The 25,134-nt window shown below is 27.1% G+C and carries 23 protein-coding genes and 1 riboswitch; of the genes, 15 read left to right on the forward strand and 8 right to left on the reverse strand.

What is annotated here, in order from left to right; genetic code table 11:
* Window positions 1-63: 63 nt before the first annotated feature.
* Together argH and ACWPW7_RS07075 are read right to left on the reverse strand one after the other, a co-directional pair.
* The gene (gene argH / locus ACWPW7_RS07070; RefSeq protein ID WP_454052928.1) at window positions 64-1,377 is read right to left on the reverse strand and encodes an argininosuccinate lyase; all 1,314 of its coding nucleotides are present in this window, start codon (window positions 1,375-1,377) and stop codon (window positions 64-66) included.
* 23 nt (window positions 1,378-1,400) lie between these two features.
* Window positions 1,401-2,594 carry an argininosuccinate synthase gene (locus ACWPW7_RS07075; protein WP_454052929.1) on the reverse strand — a complete coding sequence of 398 codons (1,194 nt, stop codon included), beginning with the start codon at window positions 2,592-2,594 and terminating at the stop codon, window positions 1,401-1,403.
* Between the two features lie 339 nt (window positions 2,595-2,933).
* On the opposite strand from ACWPW7_RS07075, the gene ACWPW7_RS07080 reads away from it, so the two are divergent.
* Window positions 2,934-4,034: a redoxin domain-containing protein gene (locus tag ACWPW7_RS07080; RefSeq protein ID WP_454052930.1), complete on the forward strand. Its 1,101-nt coding sequence runs from the start codon at window positions 2,934-2,936 to the stop codon at window positions 4,032-4,034.
* Window positions 4,035-4,082: 48 nt separating this feature from the next.
* On the opposite strand, the gene ACWPW7_RS07085 is transcribed toward ACWPW7_RS07080, so the two are convergent.
* The 3 genes from ACWPW7_RS07085 to ACWPW7_RS07095 form a co-directional block, all read right to left on the reverse strand.
* The gene (locus tag ACWPW7_RS07085; RefSeq protein WP_454052931.1) at window positions 4,083-4,466 is read right to left on the reverse strand and encodes a hypothetical protein; all 384 of its coding nucleotides are present in this window, start codon (window positions 4,464-4,466) and stop codon (window positions 4,083-4,085) included.
* A gap of 30 nt (window positions 4,467-4,496) precedes the next feature.
* Window positions 4,497-4,994 (reverse strand): CPBP family intramembrane glutamic endopeptidase, encoded by a 498-nt coding sequence (locus ACWPW7_RS07090; RefSeq protein WP_454052932.1) that lies wholly within the window; start codon window positions 4,992-4,994, stop codon window positions 4,497-4,499.
* Between the two features lie 85 nt (window positions 4,995-5,079).
* The gene (locus ACWPW7_RS07095) at window positions 5,080-5,640 is read right to left on the reverse strand and encodes a DUF3267 domain-containing protein (RefSeq protein ID WP_454055480.1); all 561 of its coding nucleotides are present in this window, start codon (window positions 5,638-5,640) and stop codon (window positions 5,080-5,082) included.
* A 459-nt stretch (window positions 5,641-6,099) separates the two neighbouring features.
* On the opposite strand from ACWPW7_RS07095, the gene ACWPW7_RS07100 reads away from it, so the two are divergent.
* The 13 genes from ACWPW7_RS07100 (at window position 6,100) to ACWPW7_RS07160 (ending at window position 21,858) form a co-directional block, all read left to right on the forward strand.
* A complete protein-coding gene (locus ACWPW7_RS07100) occupies window positions 6,100-6,237 on the forward strand; it encodes a CD1871A family CXXC motif-containing protein (RefSeq protein WP_454052933.1) in 138 nt (45 codons plus the stop codon).
* Complete coding sequence (locus ACWPW7_RS07105; RefSeq protein WP_454052934.1) at window positions 6,230-7,072, forward strand: 4Fe-4S binding protein; 843 nt, start codon at window positions 6,230-6,232, stop codon at window positions 7,070-7,072. Before ACWPW7_RS07100 ends, ACWPW7_RS07105 begins: the two co-directional genes overlap by 8 nt.
* Window positions 7,073-7,282: 210 nt before the next feature.
* Complete coding sequence (locus tag ACWPW7_RS07110; RefSeq protein WP_454052935.1) at window positions 7,283-8,746, forward strand: sensor histidine kinase; 1,464 nt, start codon at window positions 7,283-7,285, stop codon at window positions 8,744-8,746.
* 105 nt (window positions 8,747-8,851) lie between these two features.
* On the forward strand, window positions 8,852-10,219 hold the full coding sequence (locus ACWPW7_RS07115) for a VanW family protein (RefSeq protein ID WP_454052936.1): 1,368 nt from the start codon (window positions 8,852-8,854) through the stop codon (window positions 10,217-10,219).
* A gap of 549 nt (window positions 10,220-10,768) precedes the next feature.
* Complete coding sequence (locus ACWPW7_RS07120) at window positions 10,769-12,286, forward strand: VanW family protein (RefSeq protein WP_454052937.1); 1,518 nt, start codon at window positions 10,769-10,771, stop codon at window positions 12,284-12,286.
* Between the two features lie 261 nt (window positions 12,287-12,547).
* Window positions 12,548-14,032, forward strand: a complete 1,485-nt coding sequence (gene glpK / locus ACWPW7_RS07125; RefSeq protein WP_454052938.1) for a glycerol kinase GlpK — start codon at window positions 12,548-12,550, stop codon at window positions 14,030-14,032.
* A gap of 31 nt (window positions 14,033-14,063) precedes the next feature.
* On the forward strand, window positions 14,064-14,768 hold the full coding sequence (locus ACWPW7_RS07130) for an MIP/aquaporin family protein (RefSeq protein ID WP_454052939.1): 705 nt from the start codon (window positions 14,064-14,066) through the stop codon (window positions 14,766-14,768).
* Between the two features lie 223 nt (window positions 14,769-14,991).
* Window positions 14,992-16,227: a Y-family DNA polymerase gene (locus ACWPW7_RS07135; protein ID WP_454052940.1), complete on the forward strand. Its 1,236-nt coding sequence runs from the start codon at window positions 14,992-14,994 to the stop codon at window positions 16,225-16,227.
* 332 nt (window positions 16,228-16,559) lie between these two features.
* Window positions 16,560-16,817 (forward strand): hypothetical protein, encoded by a 258-nt coding sequence (locus ACWPW7_RS07140; RefSeq protein ID WP_454052941.1) that lies wholly within the window; start codon window positions 16,560-16,562, stop codon window positions 16,815-16,817.
* A 391-nt stretch (window positions 16,818-17,208) separates the two neighbouring features.
* Entirely contained in the window at window positions 17,209-18,564 is a 1,356-nt protein-coding gene (locus tag ACWPW7_RS07145) for a YjiH family protein (RefSeq protein ID WP_454052942.1), read from the forward strand.
* 551 nt (window positions 18,565-19,115) lie between these two features.
* A riboswitch (purine riboswitch) is annotated at window positions 19,116-19,217 on the forward strand.
* Window positions 19,218-19,333: 116 nt separating this feature from the next.
* Window positions 19,334-19,909: a xanthine phosphoribosyltransferase gene (locus ACWPW7_RS07150; protein ID WP_454052943.1), complete on the forward strand. Its 576-nt coding sequence runs from the start codon at window positions 19,334-19,336 to the stop codon at window positions 19,907-19,909.
* A gap of 303 nt (window positions 19,910-20,212) precedes the next feature.
* Entirely contained in the window at window positions 20,213-20,845 is a 633-nt protein-coding gene (locus ACWPW7_RS07155; protein WP_454052944.1) for an HDIG domain-containing metalloprotein, read from the forward strand.
* A 26-nt stretch (window positions 20,846-20,871) separates the two neighbouring features.
* On the forward strand, window positions 20,872-21,858 hold the full coding sequence (locus ACWPW7_RS07160) for a biotin--[acetyl-CoA-carboxylase] ligase (RefSeq protein WP_454052945.1): 987 nt from the start codon (window positions 20,872-20,874) through the stop codon (window positions 21,856-21,858).
* A gap of 401 nt (window positions 21,859-22,259) precedes the next feature.
* On the opposite strand, the gene ACWPW7_RS07165 is transcribed toward ACWPW7_RS07160, so the two are convergent.
* The 3 genes from ACWPW7_RS07165 to ACWPW7_RS07175 form a co-directional block, all read right to left on the reverse strand.
* Entirely contained in the window at window positions 22,260-22,814 is a 555-nt protein-coding gene (locus ACWPW7_RS07165) for a biotin transporter BioY (protein ID WP_454052946.1), read from the reverse strand.
* A gap of 112 nt (window positions 22,815-22,926) precedes the next feature.
* Complete coding sequence (locus tag ACWPW7_RS07170) at window positions 22,927-23,418, reverse strand: metallophosphoesterase family protein (protein WP_291561671.1); 492 nt, start codon at window positions 23,416-23,418, stop codon at window positions 22,927-22,929.
* A gap of 344 nt (window positions 23,419-23,762) precedes the next feature.
* Window positions 23,763-24,425, reverse strand: a complete 663-nt coding sequence (locus tag ACWPW7_RS07175; protein WP_454052947.1) for a L,D-transpeptidase family protein — start codon at window positions 24,423-24,425, stop codon at window positions 23,763-23,765.
* Window positions 24,426-24,737: 312 nt separating this feature from the next.
* Here ACWPW7_RS07175 and ACWPW7_RS07180 point away from each other — a divergent pair, with 312 nt between their 5' ends.
* Complete coding sequence (locus ACWPW7_RS07180) at window positions 24,738-25,010, forward strand: hypothetical protein (protein ID WP_291561666.1); 273 nt, start codon at window positions 24,738-24,740, stop codon at window positions 25,008-25,010.
* Window positions 25,011-25,134 lie beyond the last annotated feature (124 nt).

A 25,134-nucleotide genomic window follows, 5' to 3' on the forward strand; every position in this document is an offset into this window, starting at 1 on the left:
TTTTTAAATTTTTAGTTTTGATGAAATTTGTTTTTAACTATAAAATGTAAACTGTACGCTGAATTAAATTTCTTTTTTTATTCCTCTTTTTAAGGTATTCTCATAATTTATGAATTCATAAATATCTTCTAAAAAATAATTGCTAAATTGTTGTAGCTCATTTATTTTTAACTCTTCTATTGATTTATTATTTTCTTCACAGTACAATACTATTTCACCGATTACTTTATGTGCATCTCTAAAAGCCATGCCTTTATATACTAAATAATCAGCAGCTTCTGTAGCATTTAAAAAGCCTTTTTTTATGGCTTCTTTCATGGCATCTTTATTAATTTCTAATGTACCTAACATGCCATTCATTACTTTAATACAACTTAAAACTGTATTAATAGCATCAAAGAAAACTTCTTTATCTTCTTGCATATCTTTATTATAAGCCAAAGGAATACCTTTCATAGTGGTTAATATAGACATTAAACTTCCATAAACTCTTCCTGTTTTTCCCTTTATAAGTTCTGCAGCATCAGGATTTTTCTTCTGTGGCATAATGCTGCTACCTGTCGCAAATTTATCATCTATTTGTATAAAGTTAAATTCCTTGCTACTCCAGAGAATAAGTTCTTCACTTAGTCTACTTAAATGCATCATAATTATAGAAAAGGAAGATATGAGTTCTATTACATAATCTCTATCACTTACTCCATCCATAAAGTTGTTTACTGGCTTTTTAAAACCTAGTTCTCTACAAGTAAAGGCTCTATCTATTTCATAAGTAGTACCGCAAAGTGCACAACATCCTAGTGGACTTTCATCTAGTAAATTTATAGCATTTTCTATTCTATTTTTATCTCTAGAAAACATACTATAATAAGCCATAATATGATATTTAAAGGTTACTACCTGTGCTCTTTGAAGATGAGTATATCCAGGCATAATAAAATTATTTTTTTCCCCAACTTCTAATATAGTACTTTTAAGATTTTCTATTTCTTTTTCTATTTCTAGAGCTTTCTTTTTTGCATATAATCTTAAATCTACTGCTACTTGGTCATTTCTGCTTCTACCAGTATGAAGTTTTTTACCAATGTCACCAATTCTATTTATTAAATTTATTTCAACAAAGCTATGTATGTCCTCGTAATTTCCTTCTAATTTTAAAACTCCACTTTCTATATCTTTTAAAATATCTTTAAGACCTTGTATTATTAATTTACCTTCTTCTTCTAATAAAATATTGCACTTCATTAGCATTTTCACATGAGCTATACTGCCAGCAATGTCTTCTTTGTACAATATATTGTCAAAACTTAGTGAACTATTGAAGTCTTCCATAAGCTTACTTTCTTCTTTTTTAAATCGTCCACCCCAAAGATTCATTAGCTATCCCTACTTTCTAAAGTTTATATTTTTTTAAAAGCTTTAATTTTAGTTGGAAGAGAAAATAAATTTATAAATCCAGCTGAATCCATATGATTATATAATTCACTAGCACCAAAAGAAGATACTTCTTCATCATAAAGTGCATTTTTAGAGTGTATTCCTGCTAAGATTATATTTCCTTTATAAAGCTTTAATTTAACGTTACCAGTAACAGTTTCTTGAGTCTTATCAACAAAACTATCTAAAGATTCTTTTAATGTATCAAACCACAAACCATTATATACAAGTTCACCATATTTCTGAGATACTATATATTTAAAATGCATTGTATTTTTATCTAATGTTGCTTTCTCAAGAGCCTTATGAGCTTCATAAAGTATAGTTCCACCTGGTGTTTCATATATACCTCTTGATTTCATACCTACAAGTCTATTTTCTAATATATCCTTTATACCAATACCATTTTCTCCACCCAATTTATTCAATGTTGAAACTATTTCGACAGGAGATAATGTCTCATTATTTATTTTTGTAGGAACACCTTTTTCAAAATATATATCTACATAATCTGGATTATCCTTAGCATTCTCTGGTGAAACGGACATGGTGTATATATCGGATTTATGTTCATTTTTAATATCTTCTATATGGCCACCTTCATGGCTTATATGCCATATATTTTGATCTTCTGAATAAATTTTATCTTTAGTAACTGTTATTTCTATTCCTCTAGAATTTGCATAATCTATGGCATCTTCTCTTGAAGTAATATCCCATATTCTCCAAGGGGCAATCACTTGTATTGTTGGATCAAAGGCTGCTATACCAGTTTCAAATCTTACTTGATCATTTCCCTTACCTGTACATCCGTGACAAATATATTTAGCATTTTCTTTATGTGCTATTTCTACTAATTTTTTAGACATTAACGGTCTAGCAAGTGCAGTACCTAATAAATAATCTTCTTCATAAACAGCGCCTGCCTTTAGTGCTTTAAATATATAATCTTCTATAAACTCATCTGTTACGTTCTCCACATATATTTTTTGTGCGCCACTTTTAATTGCTTTCTCTTTAATTGTTTCCATATTGTCGTTTTGACCAACATTTATACAGGCTGCTATAACATCTAAATCATAATTTTCCTTAAGCCATGTAATTATTATAGAGGTATCTAATCCTCCAGAATATGCTAGTACAACTTTATCCTTCATAATAATCATCTCCCTTATTTTTATAAATTAAAAATCATTATACAGAAAAACTTATAATTATGCAATATTTATTTAAAAATATTCACAAAACAATATTTCATTAAATTACAAAAAGTTAATTAAATTAAGTGTTTTCAAGGATTTGTCATATTTTATTTTAATAAAATATTTTTATGTTATGCATATTAAGATGATTTTATGCATTAATATACAGTTGTAATTGTATAAATAAGAGTTCTTAAATTTCTCATAAATAAAAGTCGTGAAATCTATTTTTATGAATTAAATATAAAATTTATGAATATTGTTATATAAGAAAGAGAATAAGGAGAGATTAGAGTGAAGAAAAAAATTCTTGCATTGGTTATGGCTACAGTAGTTACATTTTCTTTATTAGGCTGTGGGAAATCGAAAGACAAAGAGAAAGAGAATACAGGAAAACCAGAAACAACACAATCAGAAGGAAAGAGTGATGAGGAAAAGAAAAAACAAGGATGGAAAAAATATAATGATATGGGTATAGAATTTAAAATGGCAGATTTGTGGAAAGACTATGATGAAAATATTTTATTGGGGGGGTTAGGTGATCCAGAAGATCCTAATGAGCCTATATATGGAGGATTAAGGTATAGCTTTTTATCCAATGAGCTTATAGAACAATATAAAACTGTCAGCGAAACAGAAAAAGATCCTAAAGAAAAAAGCAACAAAATAAAAGAAATATTTAGTAAAGCAACACCTTTATTTGACGTAATAGTTTATAAAGAAGACAAAATACCAACAGAAGAAAATCTTGCAGAGGAGACAGGTAAAAAGAATAATGATAAAATAGCAGCTCATGATGGATTAGTTTTCTATATGTGTTATGGGGATTTTAATGATAGTGAATTATCTGAAGGAGGAAAAACAGCGTATAAAGAGCTTTATGATGACATTAAAAACATTAAAGAATCTCTTAAAACCTTCAAACCAATAACTCCTCAAGAAGCTATTACTGCTCTAAATAGAATAGAATTTAAGCTTAAAGATTTAGATGGCAAAGAAATCGATAGTAAAGAACTATTTAAAGATAATAAAATTACAATGGTAAATATTTGGGCCACATTTTGTGGACCATGTATAAATGAAATGCCAGATCTTCAAGCACTATTTGAAGAAGTAAAAGAAAGTGGTGGAAGTGTAATCGGCATAATAGGCGATACTCCGGATGAAGACAATGAAATTGCTGCTAAGAAAATAATAGAAACAAAAGGTGTTAAATTTGTAAATTTAGTTCCAGACGATAAATTTAAAAAAGAGGTTATAAGTTCAATAGCTGGATATCCTACATCTTTCTTTGTGGATAGTGAAGGTAAGGTTGTTGGTGAAGTTGTAACAGGATCAAGAAGTAAAGAAGATTATAAAGAAATATTGAACAAAGCAATTGAAAGTTTAAAATGAGAAAAATAATATATAATTAATAATTAAAATGGGAGTTAATTTTATAAATTAATTCCCATATTCATTGTTTTCTGTAAGATATACATAGCAAAAGGAAAGATAATTACTTATATAAGTAATTATAATTGAATTCAATATTTTTAAATTCTTTTTTAATAGTCTATGATTTAAAATTAATATAACTGGAAATATAATTGAAAATGTATATACTTTAATTTCAAAAAGAAATCCTAATAATCCACAAATTATAAGTAAAAATGATTCAGTATAGGATATACTATTCTGAATTTTTAAAAGTTTATTCTTTTCTTCTTTTGTGACATTGATTTTAAAATCAGGTATCATATGTATCCTATCTTTATTTTTAGTAAAGTATAGAAATGAACCTAATCCTAAAATTATATGTAAACTGTAAAGTAAGTTGTCAATCATACTATCACCTTCATTTAACAAATTGTTTATCTATAAATTACGGATAATTATAGGTAAAAACAACGCAAGAGCATTATTTGCAGCATGGATTATTGAAGTTACTATAATAGGGTGATTATTCTTTTTCTCATATAGTAAATATGAATAAGCAAATATAATTCCTGCAACAAATGCACTTATTGCATAAAATGGATTGTATATTAAATGAAGCAATCCAAAAGATAAAGCTGACACAAGAATTTTAATTACTGGGCGATTCAAATTTTTTGTATTACTAAGTAAATACAAAATGAATCCCTGAAATATTACAGTCTCTATCCAAGGAGCTATAAAAATTGGAGAAATCAAGCTAATTATTGATATATTTTCTATGATACCGTATGAGATGCGAGGATTCATATTTGCAATTTTTAAAAATATACCAGCAAAAAGAATGTTCAAAATATATACAATGGTTGTCATAAGAAAAATAAATACCATTACATGTAATTTATTAAAGAAGTTATGTAATTTTTTTAATATGTTCATTTCAATCATCCTATTTCTCAAAATTTTTTTACCTTTGTATTCTACACTACGATTTTCTACATGTTGTTCATTGGATTATGTTCTTTTAATTATTGGTAGAATAAAGAATAAAATTAGATAGTTTAAATTCAGTTGATAGGGAGTATTTTTTTATGATGGAAACTGCATTATAAATATCCAAAGCTGATATAAATGAATTATAAAATACTATAAGCCATAACAATGGTTTGTATATATGAAAAATAAATAGAAAAAGCCCTAATAAAATAGTTAAAATAAGAAATGGTCCAAACAAGTATAGAAGGAGAGAAAAATATTTATAAATTCCATCTACATTCATATAAAAAGTCAGTTTATTTAGAATAAATCCAATATGAGTTTCCTTCCTGTCTTTCGCTAGAATTATACCTATAACAAAATGAATCCCTTCATGAATAATTAAAATACCAACAGCACAAAGAACTCTCTGAAAAAATGATATTTCATTTAAATTTACACCTGCCTTTATGATTAATAACTCTGTTACATGGTATAACAATAGGATAGAAATTATTATTTTAGCTTTAGAGGAATTGATTTCAATCGGCTTCCAATTCATATTTAAACACTCCATTTTTTCTTTTATTTTAAGAGCAAAATCCATCATTAAGTGTTTTACATTAAAACACTTAATATTACAAATTATAGCATAAAATATATAATATAACACAAAGTTATATTATGATTCTATTGGTTTACAATAAAATAGTAGATATTTTAATAAAGCTGTATATATTTATTTATAATAAAACTTTAAATTTTCAATATATCTTATATTTGAGTAAATTGAGATAGGCTTTATAGGGAGTATCATTTTTGACTAATATAAAATATCTTTACATTTTTGAAGAATTTAGGTAGAAATTCACTAAGGGTGAATTTCTACCTAAATTCTTCATTCTAAATTATTAATACTCAATTTTTAAAGCATTAAGCTATTTTTATAGAAAATTTATTTTTCAGAGTATATCTTAACTTTTTATATTGATCCCCATAAAGCTATATACATTAATCTTTAATTTATTACATATATATTATTAGTTAATATTTAAAGGGAGAGGAAAATTTGAAAGATAAAATTTTAAAATATGGAATATTAGTTGGTAGTATATTTCTTATAGTGTTAGGTTCAATGAGAGGGGAGCATAGAACTGTACTTAAAAAAGCTGTTAATATTTGTTTGGAGTGTATAGGAATTGGGTAAGAGTAATAAGTTAAGACACCCTGTACAGTTTCTTTTTACTATTGCTACCAATGGATATTTTAAAGGATTTTTAGAAGGTAATATATATAAAGGAAGCACCAAGAAAATTTGTGTTCCAGGGTTAAATTGCTATTCTTGTCCAGGTGCATTAGGAGCTTGTCCTATAGGTTCTATGCAGGCCGTTATAGGAAGTATAAGATATGATTTTTCATTATACATTCTAGGAATTATAAGTGCTTTTGGTATTCTATTAGGAAGATTTATTTGTGGATGGCTTTGTCCTTTTGGATTGGTCCAAGATTTACTTCATAAAATACCTTTTTTAAAATGCAAAGTTCCAAAAAAGATTAATAATATTTTAAAGTACTTAAAATATGTAATTTTGATTGTTTTTGTCATATTGCTGCCATTTTTATTTCAAGATGAATTGGGGATAAGTGACCCATTTTTCTGTAAATATATTTGTCCATCAGGCACATTAATGGGAGGAATTCCATTAGTTTTAACAAATGAAAGTTTAAAAAGTGCTATAGGATTTCTATTTGCATGGAAGATGGCAATATTAATAATTGTAATTTTAGCATCAATCATAATATTTAGGCCATTTTGCAGATATATTTGTCCCTTAGGAGCTTTTTACTCACTTATGAATCCTATAAGTTTTTATAAGCTTAAAATAAAAGAGGACAAGTGTACCAAATGTGGAGTATGTACAAAATCTTGTAAACTTAATATAGAAGTATATAAAAAGCCTAATACTGGAGAATGTATAAGATGTGGTGATTGTGTAAAAGCTTGTCCGAGAAAAGCAATAAAAAGTGGCATATTAGAATGAATTAGATGAGGCTGTAATATTAATTATATAATTTTAAGCTGTTGGATAAAGTTCAACAGCTATTTTTTATAAAAATTGACTTTATCATTTCAAAGAGAAGTCAATTTAAAACTTTAATTGAATATATAATTGTAAAATTTTACATATTTAAAATTCTTACCAATTCTGTTAAGATATAAAAGTAATAAAATAAATCTAAAGAGGGGTTACATGGATAATAGTACGTTTTATCTCATATTATTATTATTACATGCTACATTAGCACTTGTTTTTATAGTTTTCAATATAAATCATCATAAAAAATATATTAATCTTATGTCTATTAGTCATATATTTGGAATACTTACTACTATTTTTACTTTTACTTTTTATGTTTTTAATAATTCATGGATTTTGAATAATATTTCTGTTTTATGCTTTTTATTTGGAAACTTTGCAGCTATTTTAGCATTAAATAATTTTTTAAATAATGATATATCAAAAAAAATTAAATATGGGGCATTGTCATTAATAATTATAGATATTTTATCATTAAATTTTTTTCATCCATTAAGTGTATTCTTACACAAAATAGTATTAATGCTTATTTACATATATTTTGGAATTAAAATAATAAAAGAAAAGGATAATTCCTTTAATACATATTGTTTTGGAATTTCTAGTATAATTTTTCCAATTATACAAATGATTTTTGGGTTTTCATGGGTTTTTATACTAGAAAAACATTATTATGTTGATATAGTAGCATATATTCTTCAAACTCTTACTTTTTCACTATGTATGATTTTATTAACTTTAGCTGAAGAAGAGAGATCCTATAATAATAAAGTACAGCGATTACAAGAAGAAGTTAACTCAACTCAAAGACGCATTCAAGAAATTTATGAATTAGATAAATTAAAGACTGAATTTATAGCAAATATTTCTCATGAGTTAAGAACACCTATTAATATTTTATTTAGTAGTGTACAACTCTTAGAATTAAATTATCATAAGGCACATAATAAGGAAAATGATAAGAACTTAGTTTATTTAACTAATATGAAGAATAACTGTTATAGATTAATTAAACTTACTAACAATTTAATTGATATGAGTAAGATAGAAGCTGGATTTTTAGAAGTTAAACTTAGAAATTATAATATAGTGAGTATAATTGAAGATATAACAATGTCTATAGTAGATTTTGCTGGTGATAAGAATATTCATGTTGAGTTCGATACCGAATTTGAAGAAAAAATTATAGCTTGCGACATAGAAATGATAGAGAGAATAATGCTAAATTTATTATCTAACTCCATCAAATTTACTAAAAATGCTGGGAAAATAGAAGTTTACATCAGTGAAGATAAAAATAATATAATAATATCTGTTAAAGACAATGGAATAGGAATTCCTAAGCATATGCACGATAAAATTTATAATAGATTTACTCAAGTAACTGATACCTTTACTAGGGTGAATGAAGGAAGTGGAATAGGGCTTTCACTAGTGAAATCTTTAGTAGAAATGCATAATGGAGAAATAAAATTAGAAAGTGAACATAATAAAGGATGTAAGTTTAAAATATTGCTCCCTAAAACTATTATTGAAAATGAAGAATTCATCAGTACTGAAGGTAAAGAAATAAATATGAAAAAGATAGAGATAGAATTTTCTGATATATATATGTAGTTATAGAATTATAAAAAGTCTTTAATTTTTATCAGTATATTTTGATAATTACTACACACTCTAATATTATGTTAAAAGTAAATAATATTAGAGAGGAAGGAGAATATGAAAAATAAAGGAGATGTCTTTAAAAAAAAATATGGAATAATTACAATAATCTTAATTTTTATAATAGTTATAGTAAGTTATTTTGTTTACGTTCATAGTGTAGTAAGTGCATATGAAAATATTATATATCCAGGAGTAAAAATTGAAGAATATAATTTAGAAAATATGACTAAAGAACAAGCATTAGTATTTATTAAAGAAAAATATGACAAGCCTCTGAAAAATAATTCCATAACATTAGTATGTAAGGGAAAAGAGTATAATATTCCCTATGATAGTTTAAATATAAATTATAACATAGAAGAAATAGTAGAAGAGGCTTTCTGCTATGGTAAGGATCAAAACACTCGTAATAAATTTTTAGCTATAAAAAAACCACAAGAAAAACAGTTTACTGCTAAATTTACTTATGACAATAAACCTGTAGATGAAATATTATCTACCATAGAAAAATCTTTAAATAAGAAAGCAAAAAATGCTTCTATTACCAGAAAGAATGGGAAATTTTACATAACACCTGAGATTTCTAAAGAGGAAATAGAGAGGAAAAAAGTAAAAGATCAAATTGAAGATGTAATTATTTCTCATATTGGTGAATCATATAAATATAATATTCCTTTTGAAATTAGAGAACCTAAAATTACAAAGAAGAAGTTAGAGAACATAAATCAATTAATTGCTTCTACTAAAACTGGTTATACGCCCTCAACTCCTGCTAGAACTAAAAATATATCTATAGCCACCTATACTAATAATGGAATTTTACTAATGCCTGGAGATGAATATAGTTTTAATAAAATAGTAGGAGATACAACTGCTGATAAAGGATATTTACCAGCTACAGTTATAATAGGAGATAAGCTAGAACAAGGATTAGGTGGAGGAATATGCCAAGTTTCAACTACTCTTCATAATGCTGTTTTAAAAACAGGTATAATACCCACAGAAAGATTAAATCATAATATGCCTGTAGGTTATACAGAGCTAGGGATGGATGCAACTGTTGCTTATGGTACTGTAGATTACAAATTTAAAAATACCTTAAATTATCCAATATATATAGAAGGAGCTGTTACAGATAATGATGTAATTTTTAATATATATTCAAACTCATCATTAAAAAGTAAAAGTTATGAATTTTCTCAAGATATATATGGAAAATATCCTATATCTACTGAATATGTCTATGATAATACTATAGAAAAAGGTAAAGAGAAAATTAAAAATCCTGGGAGTGCAGGTTACAAGGTGAAGGTATATAGAACAGAGTATGAAAATGGAGAAAAAAAAGATAAAATTCTTTTAAATGATGATTTTTATAAACCGGTGAAGAAAGTTATAGCTAAGGGAACTAAGGCATATTAAAAAAATAAACAAGTCAGTATGCTAGACTATTTTGTGCCATACTGCGTCAGCAGAACCCATTGATAGCTCTACTATCAACGGAACCTGTTTCCTTGTCTGACGCAAAATAGTCGTCGCATCTTTGCCTTGTTATTTATTTTAATGTGCCTAAATAAAAATTAGATAGTCTTAATAAGAGCTATGAAAATAAAGTAGCTAGTTAAAGATTCAAAATAGATTAACATACAGCAATAGTTATTTTAAATATGTTTAAAGTGTAATTATATCGTAATAGATTTGTTACACTTTTTATTCTGAAATCAATTAATATCTATATATAATGAAGATATATTTCTTTTAAACTTTTATAAAAATTAACAACATCAATCGAATGTATGAAATAAACTTTTAAAATCGCTTTAGCTTATATAAAATGTGGGTTTTTACAAAGTGAAAGCTAAAACATTTTATGATATACTATAGGTGTATTTATTATTAAATTTATTTTATTTAAGCAATTATTTATTTACTTCGGGTTAGGGAAAATTTTTCAATGAAAGGAATTTTAACATGAACACAAACTTAGAAAATAATACTGTAGTAAAAAGTAGAACTTCTAAAAAGAAAAAGAAAGCTAAAGCTAAAAAAAGAAGAGTAATTATAATTTCTTTAATAGCAGCTTTATTAATGATATCAATTGGTGGAGTATTCTACGTTAAAACTACGGTTGATAATTATGAAAGTGTTATTTATCCAGGAATGAAAATTCAAGGAATTGACCTTTCCGGTAAAACAAAAGAAGAAGCGTTAAAATTAATAGAAGAAAAGTACAAGAAAAGTGTAGAGCAGAAAAAATTAATTATGACAGCTGGAGATAAATCCTATGTAGTTAATTATGCTGATATGAAATTAAACTTTAACTTAGAGGATACAGTAAAGTCTGTATTTGAAGAGGGAAAAGATAAGGGAGTAATGGAAAAGTTTAAAATGATTAAAAATCCTACAGAAAAAGATCATCAGCTAAAATTTACTTATGATAATAAAATAATAGAGAATAAAATTAAGACTATGGAAAGTGAACTAAATAAAAATAAAGTTAATGCTAAAATAGCTAAAGCTGGAGATGGATTTGACATAACTCCTGAGCAAACAGGTATGAAGCTAGATTCTAAATCACTACAGGAGGAAATAACTAAAGCAATAGCTTCTTCAAAAGAAACAGAAGCTGAAGTTAAAGTTAAAGCAAAACTTGTAGAAGATAAACCAACAATAACAAAAGCAGAACTTGAAAAGATAAATACCAAAATATCAGATTTTAGTACAAGCTACGAAAATTCAACTCAGGCAAGAGCTGTAAATATAGAAATAAGTACAAATACTATAAATGGAACTTTATTAATGCCAGGAGATAGTGTTAGTTTTAATACTATAGTAGGTGATACAACCCCTGACAAAGGATATTTAGAAGGTGTTGTAATTATAGGGGATAAGTTTGAAAAGGATTATGGTGGAGGAGTATGTCAAGTATCTACCACTCTTCATAATGCAGTGTTAAGAGCTGGAATACTTCCAGATTCAAGACTTAATCATAATCTTCCTGTAGGTTATGTTGAAAAGGGGTTAGATGCAGCTATAGCTTATGGATGGTTAGATTATGTATTTACAAATAACACAAAATATCCAATGTATATTGAGGGATATGCAGGTAATAGTAGTGTTGGTTTTAATATTTACTCTAATTCAGCCTTACTTACAGGAAAAAGATACGAGTTTTATAGTGAGACTTATGCAACTACTCCATTTGAAACTAAAGTTGAAGAGGATTCAACTTTAGAAGAAGGAACAGAAGTTATTCAGCAATATGGTATGGAAGGATATAAGGTTAAGGCTTATAGAGTAATTTATCAGAATGATGTAGAGATTTCAAGGGAGCTTATGAATAATGATACTTATGCTCCAACTCCTCAAATAGTTAAAAGAGGTACTAAAAAGGCAGAAGCTGCTAAACCTTCAAAACCAGATGAAAATAAAGATAAAGAAAAAGACAAAGAAAAAGAAAAAGAAAAAGATAAAAATAAGCCTAATTAAAGTAACAATGCACAATCAAACAATAATTAATAATTTAATAACAATTAATGAACAATAATGCAAGAAACTAAGATCTATGATCTTAGTTTTTTTTTACAATATTGTAATTACAGTTTATAATAAAGATATTATTTTATGAATTTTAAATTTTAGTTTAGAAATAGAGTAATAAATTAAAACTTTTAGACAGGTTATAATTAGCTACTCTTTTTTAATATACTATAATACGATAATCAAAAGTCTTTTATGGGAGGGATGAACATGGCAAAATATGTTATGGCATTGGATCAAGGAACAACAAGCTCAAGATGCATAATTTTTAATGAAAAAGGGACTATATCAAGTGTGGCGCAAAAAGAATTTACTCAAATTTATCCTAAGGGAGGATGGGTAGAACACGACCCTATAGAAATCTGGTCTACTCAATTGGGTGTTGCAACAGAATCTATGGCAAAACTAGGGATAACTGCCACAGATATTTCTGCTATTGGTATTACTAATCAAAGAGAAACTACAGTAGTTTGGAACAAACATACTGGACAACCTGTTTATAATGCTATAGTTTGGCAGTGTAGAAGGACTGCGGAAATTTGTGATGAGCTTAGGGAAAAAGGATTAGACAAGATGTTTACAGAAAAAACAGGCCTTATTTTAGATGCCTATTTTTCAGGAACGAAAATTAAATGGATATTAGACAATGTAGAAGGAGCAAGGGAAGAAGCAGAAAAAGGCAATCTTTTATTTGGTACTATAGATACTTGGCTTATATGGAATTTGACTAAGGGAAAAGTTCATGTTACAGATTACACTAATGCTTCTAGAACTCTTATATTCAACATTCATGAACTAAAATGGGATGAAGAAATTTTAAGTATTTTAAATATACCAAAATCAATGCTACCAGAAGTTAAACCTTCTAGTCATGTTTATGGTTATACTGATCATTCACTATTAGGAGCTAAAACTCCTATAGCAGGGGTTGCAGGAGATCAGCAGGCTGCCTTATTTGGACAGTGCTGTCACCAACCGGGAACAGCAAAAAACACTTATGGAACAGGTTGTTTTATGCTTATGAATACGGGAGAAAAGGCTGTTAATTCTAAAAAAGGACTTTTAACTACAATAGCTTGGGGGGTAGATGGTAAGGTAGAATATGCTTTAGAAGGAAGTATATTTATAGCAGGAGCAGCTATTCAGTGGCTAAGAGATGAGTTAAGAATGATAAAACGAGCAGAAGATTCTGAAGAATATGCTACAGCAGTAGAAGATACTAATGGAGTTTATATGGTACCAGCATTTGTAGGTCTTGGAGCTCCTTATTGGGATCAATATGCTAGAGGAACCATTGTAGGTCTTACCCGAGGAGCAAAAAAAGAGCATATAATAAGAGCTACTTTAGAATCTCTAGCTTATCAGACTTATGATGTATTAAAAGCAATGGAAGAGGATTCAGGAATAACATTAAAGGCATTAAAAGTAGATGGAGGAGCTTGTGCAAACAACTTCTTAATGCAATTCCAAGCAGATGTATTAGGAGTACAAGTTGATAGACCTGAAGTAATAGAAACTACTGCTTTAGGAGCTGCTTATTTAGCTGGTTTAGCAGTAGGTTATTGGAAAAATAAAGAAGAAATTTGCGAAAATTGGGCTATTTCAAAGAGATTTGAGCCTAATATGGAGGAGAAAAAGCGAGAAAAACTCTTAGAAGGTTGGCATGAAGCAGTTAATAGATCATTGGTGCGATAAGAGTAGATATCTAATTTAAGGAGGATATATTATGTCAATTTATTTAGCAGAGTTATTGGGAACAATGCTTTTAATTCTTCTAGGAGATGGAGTAGTTGCAAATGTATGTTTAGATAAATCCAAAGCCAATGGTTCAGGCTGGATAGTAATAGCTACTGGCTGGGCTTTAGCAGTAACAATTCCAGTGTTTATATTTGGACCTATATCAGGAGCACATTTTAATCCAGCAGTAACTTTAGGTTTAGCTGCAATAGGAAAATTCCCTTGGGCAGATGTTCCTCTATTTATCTTATGTCAAATGTTGGGGGCTTTCATTGGGGCATGTTTAGTTTATATTTATTATAAAAATCATTTTGATGCCACTGAGGATAAAGACACTAAGAGAGGAGTATTTTGTACTGCTCCAGCAATAAAAGATACAGTGAATAATTTTATTTGCGAATTCATAGGAACTTTCGTTCTTGTATTTGCTATATTGGGAATTGCAAATACAAAGATGGTAGATGGAATTTCACCATTGGCAGTTGGATTGATAATTTGGGTAATAGGAATAACTTTAGGTGGAACCACTGGTTATGCTATAAATCCTGCTAGAGATTTAGGACCAAGAATAGCTCATGCGATTTTACCAATTAAGGGTAAGGGAGATTCAGATTGGGGATATGCTTGGATACCAATTGTAGCACCAATATTAGGAGGAATTGTAGCAGCATTGGTGTTTAATGGAATTTTTTAATTTAAAATATAAAGGAGTTAGAGAAATTCTAACTCCTTTATATTTTAAATTTTTTGTATCAAAAAGTTTTTAGAACTTATTAATTATTTAATAGCTTTGAGGAGTTTATTAAATTTTTAATATCTTTAGTAAAATTAATTACCATAATTGGAATTTTAGCTTTACATAGAACGTATGTTCTTATATAATTAAAATTATATGAATATTGAGAGAGGTAGTAAAGATGGAGAATTATGATAAGTGTATTTTTCATATAGATGTTAATTCTGCGTATTTATCATGGACAGCAGTTTATAGACTTCAAAAAGGAGAGAAAATAGATTTGAGAAAAATACCATCAGTGATAGGTGGAGATGAAAAATCACGACATGGTATAGTATTAGCTAAATCTATACCTGCAAAGAAATATAATATTATAACTGGAGAAAGTTTATATTCTGCTTTCCAGAAATGCCCTAATTTAAAAGTGGTTCATGGAGATTTTGAATTATATAATAAATGCAGTAAAGCTATGATAGAGATACTTTTGGAGTATAGTCCATTATTAGAGCAGTATTCTATAGATGAGTGTTTTTTAGAGGTTACTAATAATAAATATACTAGAGAAGATTATATAAAACTAGCACATCAAATTAAAGATAGAATAAAAGAAAAATTAGGATTTACGGTGAACATAGGTATATCCTCTAACAAACTTTTAGCAAAAATGGCATCAGATTTTAAAAAACCTGATAGAGTTCATACTCTTTTTAAAGAAGAGATAGAAAATAAAATGTGGAAATTACCTATAGAAAACTTATTTATGGTAGGAAAGGCAACATTACCAAAATTAAAGAAAATTAATATAAACACTATAGGTGATTTAGCAAAATATGATATAGAAAAATTAAAATATTTCTTTAAAAGTTATGGGAACATGATTCATAATTATGCTAATGGTATTGATTTTTCAGTAATTGATGCTAATAAAAAATATAAAAATAAAAATATGGGAAACTCCACTACTATTCCTTTTGATGTGGAAGATAGAGAAACTGCTCATAGAATTTTATTATCTTTATGTGAAACTTTAGGTATGAGATTAAGAAAAAGTAACAATTATTGTAATGTGGTTTCTATATCTATAAGAAACAGTGAATTTATAAATTACTCAAAACAGAAAAAAATTATAAATCCTATTAATAGCACTAATGAACTTTACAAGATAAGTTGCAAGCTTTTTGATGAACTTTGGCATGGTGAACCTATTAGGCTTTTAGCAGTGAATACATCAATAGCTAGTGAAAATTTTGGTGTGCAACTTTCATTATTTGATAAAAAAGAGGATGAAAAGTATATTGTATTAGAGAAAACCATAGATAGTATAAGAGATAAATATGGAAATAAATCAATAGTGAAGTCATCTTTTTTACATTCTGGTATTAAACCTGTAAGTGGAAGAACAGAGGAAGAACTATAGGTATCCAATATGAAAACTTAAAATATACTGTGGAAAATAAATTTTCTATAAAAATAGCTTAACCCCTTGAAAATTAAGAAATAATAATTAAGAATGAATAATTTAGGAAGAAATTCACCTTTAGTGAATTTCTAAAATAAAATTTATTCTAAAAAACTCCAAAGACTTTGACGATGGAGTTTTAGCCATAATTCTTCATTTTTCATTCTTCATTTTTCATTCGTAGAAAAGAATTTTTATTATGGAAATTAAATCATGTATAAGTTAAATTTTTATTGTGGAACCCTATATTTAAGGCATCTTCAAAAAATAATTTATAAGGAGAGTTTTAGATGAAGGTGGTAGCACAACCTATTGATATGGTTGCATGGTTTGATAGTGACGGGGAAATACATCCTGTAAAATTTAGAATTGTCGATGAAACTACAGAAGTAGTAAAAATAAATAAAATCATATGCAAGGAAAAAGAGAAACTAGCAGGAAATTTAATGATGATATTTAGATGCCAAAGTATTATTAATGATAAGGAAAAGATTTATGAAATTAAATATGACCTAAACAGTTGTAAGTGGATATTATTTAAAATATAATTACATAATTGTAAATAATAAGTTAATAGGGAAAAGAATATGCTTATATAAATTTTTTATTTTATAGAAGAGCACTATTATTATAAAATAAAAGAGATAGTATGGATATTATTTTAACTGCAGGTTTAAGTGGGGTGTACTTTGGGTAGTATGCCCTTAATTCATAGTTATGCTATATTATTTATATGTTATGAATAATTATCAGATAAGTTTGCATAATATTACAATGATTTAACTATAAACCTTATGAAATGTAACAACTCTATAAACTTTTGGAGATTAATTCATAAAAACATAAAAAATAAGTTAAAGAATAAGGGTTGGTTATTGGTAATTTATGTATTATCATTATATAAATGGATTGAGTATTCTGAAAAATAAGGAGGCAGATATGGCTAATTTAAAGGAAAAACCTCAAACAACATCAAGAGTATTGCGATTTATTATTCCTTCATTAATAGGTGTGGTATTATTTATGATACCAATTCCTTTTAATGGTGAGATTACAATCCCAGTTGCATTATTATCTAAATCAATAATTAATATTCTAGAAGAAAGTTTACCAACAATTACAGCAGTAATAATATGTATTAGTGCTATATGTGCTATAGTTACTAAAATAGTAAAGCCCAAATTTATAACAGAAAATAAATATTTAAACTCATTATTTAATATAACTCCATTATGGTTATGTGCAAGAATTTTTGGCATGTTATTTGTAATCTTAGCATTATTTCAAGTGGGACCTGAATGGATATGGTCAGATGCTACAGGGGGAATGCTCTTAACAAGCTTACTGCCAGTTTTATTTGCAGTTTTTCTTTTTGCAGGGATGCTTTTACCACTACTTTTAAACTTCGGACTATTAGAGTTTTTTGGAACATTATTAACTAAAGTTATGAGACCTATATTTAAATTACCAGGTCGATCTTCAATAGATTGTATCACTTCTTGGCTAGGTGATGGAACAATAGGAGTTTTATTAACAAGTAAACAATATGAAGAGGGATATTATACAAAACGTGAAGCAGCAGTAATAGGTACTACCTTCTCAGCAGTTTCAATTACCTTTAGCCTTGTTGTGCTTCAAACAGTACAACTAGAGCAATATTTTGTTCCCTATTATTTAACAATTTGTTTAGCAGGAGTTATTGCAGCAATTATAGTTCCACGAATACCGCCACTATCAAGAAAAGAAGATACCTATTATGTTGAACCTAAAGATGCTGGAGAAATAATTCCAGAGGGGTTTACTAGAACCAAGTGGGGATTTCATCAAGCTCTTGAAAGAGCAGAAAAGAATACAAGTATTAAAGAGTTCTTATTAGAAGGTATAAAAAATGTTTTAGATATGTGGCTAGGAGTTATTCCAATTGTTATGGCAATTGGAACATTGGCATTAATCGTAGCTGAATTCACACCTGTATTTAAATTTTTAGGAATGCCATTTTACCCATTACTTAAATTATTACAAGTTCCTGAAGCATTGGCAGCTTCCCAAACCTTTATAGTTGGCTTTGCAGATATGTTTTTGCCATCAATTATAGGAAGTACCATCGAAAGTGAGTTAACCAGATTTGTTATAGCTGCTGTTTCTGTAACTCAGCTCATATATATGTCAGAGGTTGGAGGACTATTAATAGGTTCAAAAATTCCAGTTTCAATTAAGGATTTGTTTATAATATTTATTCAACGTACCTTAATAACCTTGCCTGTAATTGTTTTAGTAGCACATATAATTTTCTAGAAATTATTATATTTTATATAAAGGATTAAAAAAATAATGAGCAAGGATGTAAGGTTATTTTTTTATACTTTCCTGATAGACTTCACTGATAGTACTACTATTAGTGAGGTCTATTTATTTATAGATATATCAGTTTAAAATTAACGTATAAGTGAAAATAATTGGCACTTTTTAGTATTATAATTAAAACTATTGAATTCATAATTCGCAATTATTGTAGATATTTCTCAGCAGAAGCTGAGAAATTTAGAATTGATTTATTTTTAAAATGATATAGTCGCTTCTTATAAAAAACTAGCAATAAAATTGCTAGTAAAAAAATAGTTAAAGAAATTAATTTGTAAGAATTAATTTCAACCTCAATTGTGAATTGTGAATTATTTTACATTTCAGAGATTTAAAGTACTTAAATGTAGAATCTATTTTTGTGTATAAAAATAAAGTAGAAATATGTTTATGGTATTTGAAGAATTTTATAAAATTTAAAATAACTATTGACTTTAGGAATAACTGTGATATATTAACTATAATATTTATAGAATAAGTAAAAAAAAATTTTTAATATTGGTGCTCATATAAGTTTAATGATAGGGATTAAATGTTTCTACTTGGTAACCTCAAATTACCAGACTATGAGTTTTAATAAAGCTTGAGATTATAGACATGATATTTATAATTTCAAATTGTTTTATAATTTTTAAATTTAAAAATTATAAAAAATAACCCCTATGAAAATAAGGGGTTATTTTTTGTTAAAGGAGAATGATATATGAAACTATTAAAAGAAAAAATTTTATCCGCAGGAAATCTTATTGGAGAAGATGTAATAAAGGTTGATAATTTTTTAAACCATCAAATCGATATAGAATTATTTAATGAAATGGGAAAAGAGTTTCAAAAAAGGTTTAAAAATAAAGAAATAAATAAAATATTAACTGTAGAGGCATCAGGAATAGGGATAGCCTGCATAGTAGCACAATATTTTAATAATTGTCCTGTAGTTTTTGCAAAAAAACATGAGGCAGTAAATATGGATATGGATACATATGAAAGTGAAGTTTATTCTTTCACAAAGAAAAAATCATATAAAGTAAGAGTTACTAAAAAATTTATAAATGAAGGAGATAAAATTTTAATAATAGATGATTTTTTAGCTAATGGACAAGCGGTTTTAGGACTTGTTGATATAGTAAAACAAGGAAGTGGAGAAGTAGCTGGTGTTGGTATTGCTATTGAAAAATCATTTCAAGAAGGAAGAAGAAAGATAGAGGATATTGGAATACAGATAGAATCATTAGCGAGAATAAAAGGTTTTGAAAACAATACAATAATATTTTATGAATAATAAAAGGAAGCTATGAGTGACTTAGATGGAAGTCATCATAGCTTTTAATTATAAGGAGAATTTTTATAGGTATGCACTTACAGTATTATTATATTAATACATGACAAAATGTGTTACACTATATCATCAGCTATGTCCAATTCACAAGGGAAAATTCACAATTATGATTAAATTAAATAGCTTTGATTACGATATTAAAAAATATTGTAAGGATTTTAATTAGCTATTTTATTTAATATGCTTAAAATAAAAAAATAAATGGGAATACTATAAAAGACTATTTTAAATAAGGAGAGAATAATTATGAATAGGGATTTTTTTATAAATTTTGAAAAGCACTTATTAGAAGATGAAAAACCATCTAGTTATTTTAATGATTTAGTTAATAATAAGTTATTTCCTAAAGAGTATCCTTTTAATATGATAAGTGATTTGATACACACAGAACAATCTAAAGAACATCATCCAGAAGGAACAGTATGGAATCATACTATGCTTGTTATAGATGAAGCTGCAAGAAGAAGAAATAAAAGTGAAGACAAAAGGGTCTTTATGTGGGCTGCATTACTTCATGACATAGGAAAGGCTCCTACTACTAGAGTAAGAAAAGGAAGAATCACATCCTATGATCATGATAAGGTAGGAGCTAAAATGTGTGAGGAATTTTTGAGTTGTTTTAGTGAAGATAAAGATTTTATAGAAAAAGTGAGAATATTAGTAAGATATCATATGCATATATTATTTGTAGTTAAAAATTTGCCTTTTAGCGACCTGGAAAATATGGTAAAAGAGGCATCAATAGATGAACTTGGACTTTTAGGTATAAGTGATAGATTAGGTAGAGGCAATAATAGTAAGGAACTCATTGAAAAAGAAGAAAATAATGTTAAAATGTTTTTAGAGTTAAGTAAAAAGTACAAGCTAGAACATAGTTAGAGTTTTTAGAAGGGAAGTCAGTACAGGTGAAAAATAAGATTTTAAAAATATTGAAGGATAATAAAAATCAATTTATCTCTGGAGAAAGTTTAAGTAAAGATTTTGGAATTACAAGAGCAGCTATTTGGAAGTATATGAATGCTTTAAAGGAAGAGGGATATGAAATTACTTCTATATCTAAAAAAGGATATAAGCTTGCCAGTTCACCGGACATATTAAGATATGAAGAAGTAGAAGAATATCTACAAACCAAATATATAGGAAGAAATATTATTCATTATAATACTATTGACTCAACTAATAAAGCAGCAAAGTCTTTAGCTATAGAAGGTATAGAAGAAGGTACAGTTATTGTAAGTGAAGAGCAGACCAGTGGTAGGGGAAGACTGGGAAGAAGTTGGATATCACCTAAAAGCTCAGGAATATGGATGAGTATTATACTAAAACCTAATATAAGTCCTATGATGGCCTCAAGGGTTACATTAATAGGTGCAGCAGCGGTTCATAAAGCTTTAGAAGAAATTAATATAGTTGCTAAAATTAAATGGCCTAACGATATAGTATTAAACAATAAAAAACTTTGTGGAATTCTAACGGAAATGAGTGGAGAGATGGATAAACTCAATTATATTGTTATGGGTATAGGATTAAATGTAAATGTAAATGAAGAGGAGTTTTCTGATGAATTAAAGAATATAGCTACATCTTTAAAAATAGAAAAAAATGAGCACATAAATAGAAAAGAACTATTTGGTAAGATATTAAATAATTTTGAAATTTTATATGATGAATTTAAAAACCATGGTAATATAGCATCTACAGTAAATATATGTAGAAAAAATTCTTTACTATTAGGTAAAGAAGTAAGGGTAATCAATGGAATGAAAACAGTTACTGTAAAAGCTTTAGATTTAGATGAAGATGGAGAATTGTTAGTAGAATATGAAGATAAAAGTAAAGGTAAAATAATATCAGGAGAGGTATCTGTAAGAGGACTTTATGGATATGTTTAATTAATAATTATCCATATTTAAGAAGTAATTAGTTAATATAGATAAGTTACCTAGAAAATCAATATATCTAATAGCTACACACTTAAATATTTTAATTCACAACTTAAAACAATGCACAATTCAAAATTCACAATTCACAATTGAGGAGGAAATTAGTTTTAATTAAACTAATTTCTTTAACTAATTTTTTCACTAGCAATACAATTGCTAGTTTTTTTATAAGAAGTGACTAGATTACTTAAGAAAAAAATCAATTCTAAATTTCTCAGCTTATGCTGAGAAATGTCTACAATTGTGCATTGTGAATTCAATAGTGCTAAAGAGTATAAATTATAAATAATTTATACAATTAAGAAATATCTACAATTTTTATCCTTAAATTTTAACTTTTATAGTTTTCTTTAGCTTTTTATAGCTGGTATTAATTTAACTGCTAATAATGAGGATAATAAAATTTTTAAACAGTCACCAGGCAAAAATATTAAACAACCAGCTTTTAATGCGCCTATAAAAGTCATAGATACTTTGTTAATCTTAGTTAATATGATGTACATATATGGCACTCCGAATAAATAAACTAGTATTACTCCTAATATACAAGTCAATAGTATATTAAAAAGTGAAATTTTCTTTTTTGTTATTAATTTTTTACAAAATGTACCTACAACAAATGCACATATAATATAACCTATTAAAAATCCGAAGGTAGGAGAAAATATTATACCTACACCACTTTTTCCACCTGCAAAGATAGGAAGACCTACAAGTCCTAAAACTACATAAACTATTTGGGATAATGCACCTAAATTACCTCCTAGTAAAATACCAGATAAAAGAGTGAATAATAGTTGTAAGGTTATAGGTACAGCGCCTAAGGGAATAGAAATAAAAGCACCTATTGCAGTTAAGGCAGCAAATAATGATACAAGTATAAAGTCTTTAGTTTTAATTTTCATGAAAGCCCTCCTAAGAAATTATTGTAAACATGGAAATAAAATTTGTTTACAATAATATCTTATGAGATTTAAAATAAATAGTCAACAATAAAAAATATATAGGTTTACAATACTAAGAATAAAACTTAATATTTACATCTATACCTTCAGGTACAAGTTCTAAAATTATATAGGAATAATATTTTTCTTTTCTTTTGCTAGTAGGTGAACCAGGATTTATTATTAGTGTCTTATTTTTGGTTGTAACAAAAGGTTTATGGCTATGTCCAAAAATAATTACGTCTAAACTGTCATTCTTAAATATTTCATACACATTATCAATGGCATTTTTCTTAGAACCATGTCCATGGTATATTCCTATTTTATACTTATCTAAAGTTATAATTTGCTTTTCTTTTACCTTAGACCTAGTTTCATCTTTATCATTATTTCCATAGACACCAATAAATCTATGATGTTTTTCAATATAGGGTATAACTTTATTACTAGTATAATCTCCAGCATGAATAACTAAATCAACATCTTTTAGAGATTTTGTTATTAACTTTTCAATTTTATCCATATGTTTGCGTACGTGAGTATCTGAAATCACTGCTATTTTCATACTTTATCTCCACCTAAATGTAAATTGTTTACGTTATGCTAAATAACACTAAAATTTAATTCATAAATTATTTATTTTAATATAAAGAGTATAATAACTTTTAATTGCAGTTATTAAATTTGAATGCAACTTTAAATAAATAATTTTTTTCAAAGAGATATACAAGTTCCAATACTTTCTTAGAACTTGTATACTACTTTAAGAAAAACTATTAAAATGTTGTATAAGTCTATCTCGATAATATTTAAAATAAACAGAGCTATTGGGATTTACTCTTCATAGTTTATTCTATTTATAAATGGCATAATATGTTACCTTTATAACATGGGATAATTTATATATTTTTACTCAAAAGGATAAATCCCTAGAGCATTATAAAACTCAGGGGTTATAAAGTCATTTACCTTAAGACCATTATCTTTTTGAAAGTTATGTACTGCATGTTTAAAATCATCTCCATATTTACCACTAAGATATCCTTTAAAGTATCCCTTTTCTTTTAAAATCTTTTGCATTTTATATACATCAGACCCAATCATACCAGGACGTAATTCTTTAAGCTCTCTAGTTGGACCATCATGAATTATAACTGTAGTACCAATAGGAATATATCCATAGATTTTAGCTACATCTTTATTATGCATTCTTATACAGCCGTGAGAAGAGTTCCAGCCAATAGACCCTTCATCTTTATTTCCGTGTATACCATATTTTCCCCAAGGAATGTTTAGTCCCATCCATCTAGCACCGAAACCTCCGCCCCAAATTCCTTTATTGACTATTTTCCATGTACCTATAGGTGATGGAGTAGAAGATTTTCCTCCTGAGCAGCTAAATTCTTCTACAAATACATCATTTTTAAATATTTGCATCTTATTTGTAGTTAAATCTATTATGATAACATAAGGAGATTTATTAGAATTTTCTGTGGATAAAGCAAATATATTTTTAGGAATAATAATAATAACCGTTAATATTAATATAAGGATAAGATTTTTTTTATTCATAAATTTAACTCCTCTGTAATTTTAGTAATTTAACTATATTCTATGAAGAAAAGCATTTTTTATTTAGAATAAAATTTTTATTTTAAATAAAACATTATTAGAATAGTATTTAGAATTGATTACTGGTATTAAGATAAAGATTAAATGGTAATCTTTAAGGAAAGATTAGTTTTAGTAAAATTTTTTAAAATTATTCCTAATTGTAAATTCCAAATTGAAAAATTGGGAATTATATTCTATTTATATATTTGCCCTTTGTTCTATGAAATTATTTATGGTATGATTTATACACAGACATGGGGGAGAGAAGCAATGTTAATTTTAAATTTTTATTTAGTAACAGTGATGTTTAGTATATTAACACTTATGCTTATATTTTATGCAATTAACTATAACGAAAAATTTTATGATAAAATCCTTAGAATGATGATGAGTAGTGATGATAATAAGGATGAATATAATAAGGATAGCAAGCTAGAAACTATTCTTACTTCTTTAGTATCTGTATATTTTATGATACCTATAATAAATATAATAGCTTCTATAGCCTTATTGACAATGTTGTATAGTAAAAATGAAAAATAGGAGTTACAGTAAAGTATAGCTGTAGCTTTTTTGTCTTATATATCTACTTTCATTGTTATAAAAAATGATTCGAAAGAATTGCTATTTATATATTTTTATATTTGATATAATTAAATTAAGAAAC

It is taken from the genome of Clostridium sp. Marseille-Q7071 (assembly GCF_965112025.1).

What these genes read in the sequence shown, in the direction of transcription:
- argH (WP_454052928.1), bottom strand. Translation starts at nt 1,377, where the DNA reads ATGAATCTTTGGGGTGGACGATTTAAAAAAGAAGAAAGTAAGCTTATG.
- ACWPW7_RS07075 (WP_454052929.1), bottom strand. Translation starts at nt 2,594, where the DNA reads ATGAAGGATAAAGTTGTACTAGCATATTCTGGAGGATTAGATACCTCT.
- ACWPW7_RS07085 (WP_454052931.1), bottom strand. Translation starts at nt 4,466, where the DNA reads ATGATTGACAACTTACTTTACAGTTTACATATAATTTTAGGATTAGGT.
- ACWPW7_RS07090 (WP_454052932.1), bottom strand. Translation starts at nt 4,994, where the DNA reads ATGAACATATTAAAAAAATTACATAACTTCTTTAATAAATTACATGTA.
- ACWPW7_RS07095 (WP_454055480.1), bottom strand. Translation starts at nt 5,640, where the DNA reads ATGATGGATTTTGCTCTTAAAATAAAAGAAAAAATGGAGTGTTTAAAT.
- ACWPW7_RS07110 (WP_454052935.1), top strand. Translation starts at nt 7,283, where the DNA reads ATGGATAATAGTACGTTTTATCTCATATTATTATTATTACATGCTACA.
- ACWPW7_RS07115 (WP_454052936.1), top strand. Translation starts at nt 8,852, where the DNA reads ATGAAAAATAAAGGAGATGTCTTTAAAAAAAAATATGGAATAATTACA.
- ACWPW7_RS07120 (WP_454052937.1), top strand. Translation starts at nt 10,769, where the DNA reads ATGAACACAAACTTAGAAAATAATACTGTAGTAAAAAGTAGAACTTCT.
- glpK (WP_454052938.1), top strand. Translation starts at nt 12,548, where the DNA reads ATGGCAAAATATGTTATGGCATTGGATCAAGGAACAACAAGCTCAAGA.
- ACWPW7_RS07130 (WP_454052939.1), top strand. Translation starts at nt 14,064, where the DNA reads ATGTCAATTTATTTAGCAGAGTTATTGGGAACAATGCTTTTAATTCTT.
- ACWPW7_RS07135 (WP_454052940.1), top strand. Translation starts at nt 14,992, where the DNA reads ATGGAGAATTATGATAAGTGTATTTTTCATATAGATGTTAATTCTGCG.
- ACWPW7_RS07140 (WP_454052941.1), top strand. Translation starts at nt 16,560, where the DNA reads ATGAAGGTGGTAGCACAACCTATTGATATGGTTGCATGGTTTGATAGT.
- ACWPW7_RS07145 (WP_454052942.1), top strand. Translation starts at nt 17,209, where the DNA reads ATGGCTAATTTAAAGGAAAAACCTCAAACAACATCAAGAGTATTGCGA.
- ACWPW7_RS07150 (WP_454052943.1), top strand. Translation starts at nt 19,334, where the DNA reads ATGAAACTATTAAAAGAAAAAATTTTATCCGCAGGAAATCTTATTGGA.
- ACWPW7_RS07155 (WP_454052944.1), top strand. Translation starts at nt 20,213, where the DNA reads ATGAATAGGGATTTTTTTATAAATTTTGAAAAGCACTTATTAGAAGAT.
- ACWPW7_RS07165 (WP_454052946.1), bottom strand. Translation starts at nt 22,814, where the DNA reads ATGAAAATTAAAACTAAAGACTTTATACTTGTATCATTATTTGCTGCC.
- ACWPW7_RS07170 (WP_291561671.1), bottom strand. Translation starts at nt 23,418, where the DNA reads ATGAAAATAGCAGTGATTTCAGATACTCACGTACGCAAACATATGGAT.
- ACWPW7_RS07175 (WP_454052947.1), bottom strand. Translation starts at nt 24,425, where the DNA reads ATGAATAAAAAAAATCTTATCCTTATATTAATATTAACGGTTATTATT.
- ACWPW7_RS07180 (WP_291561666.1), top strand. Translation starts at nt 24,738, where the DNA reads ATGTTAATTTTAAATTTTTATTTAGTAACAGTGATGTTTAGTATATTA.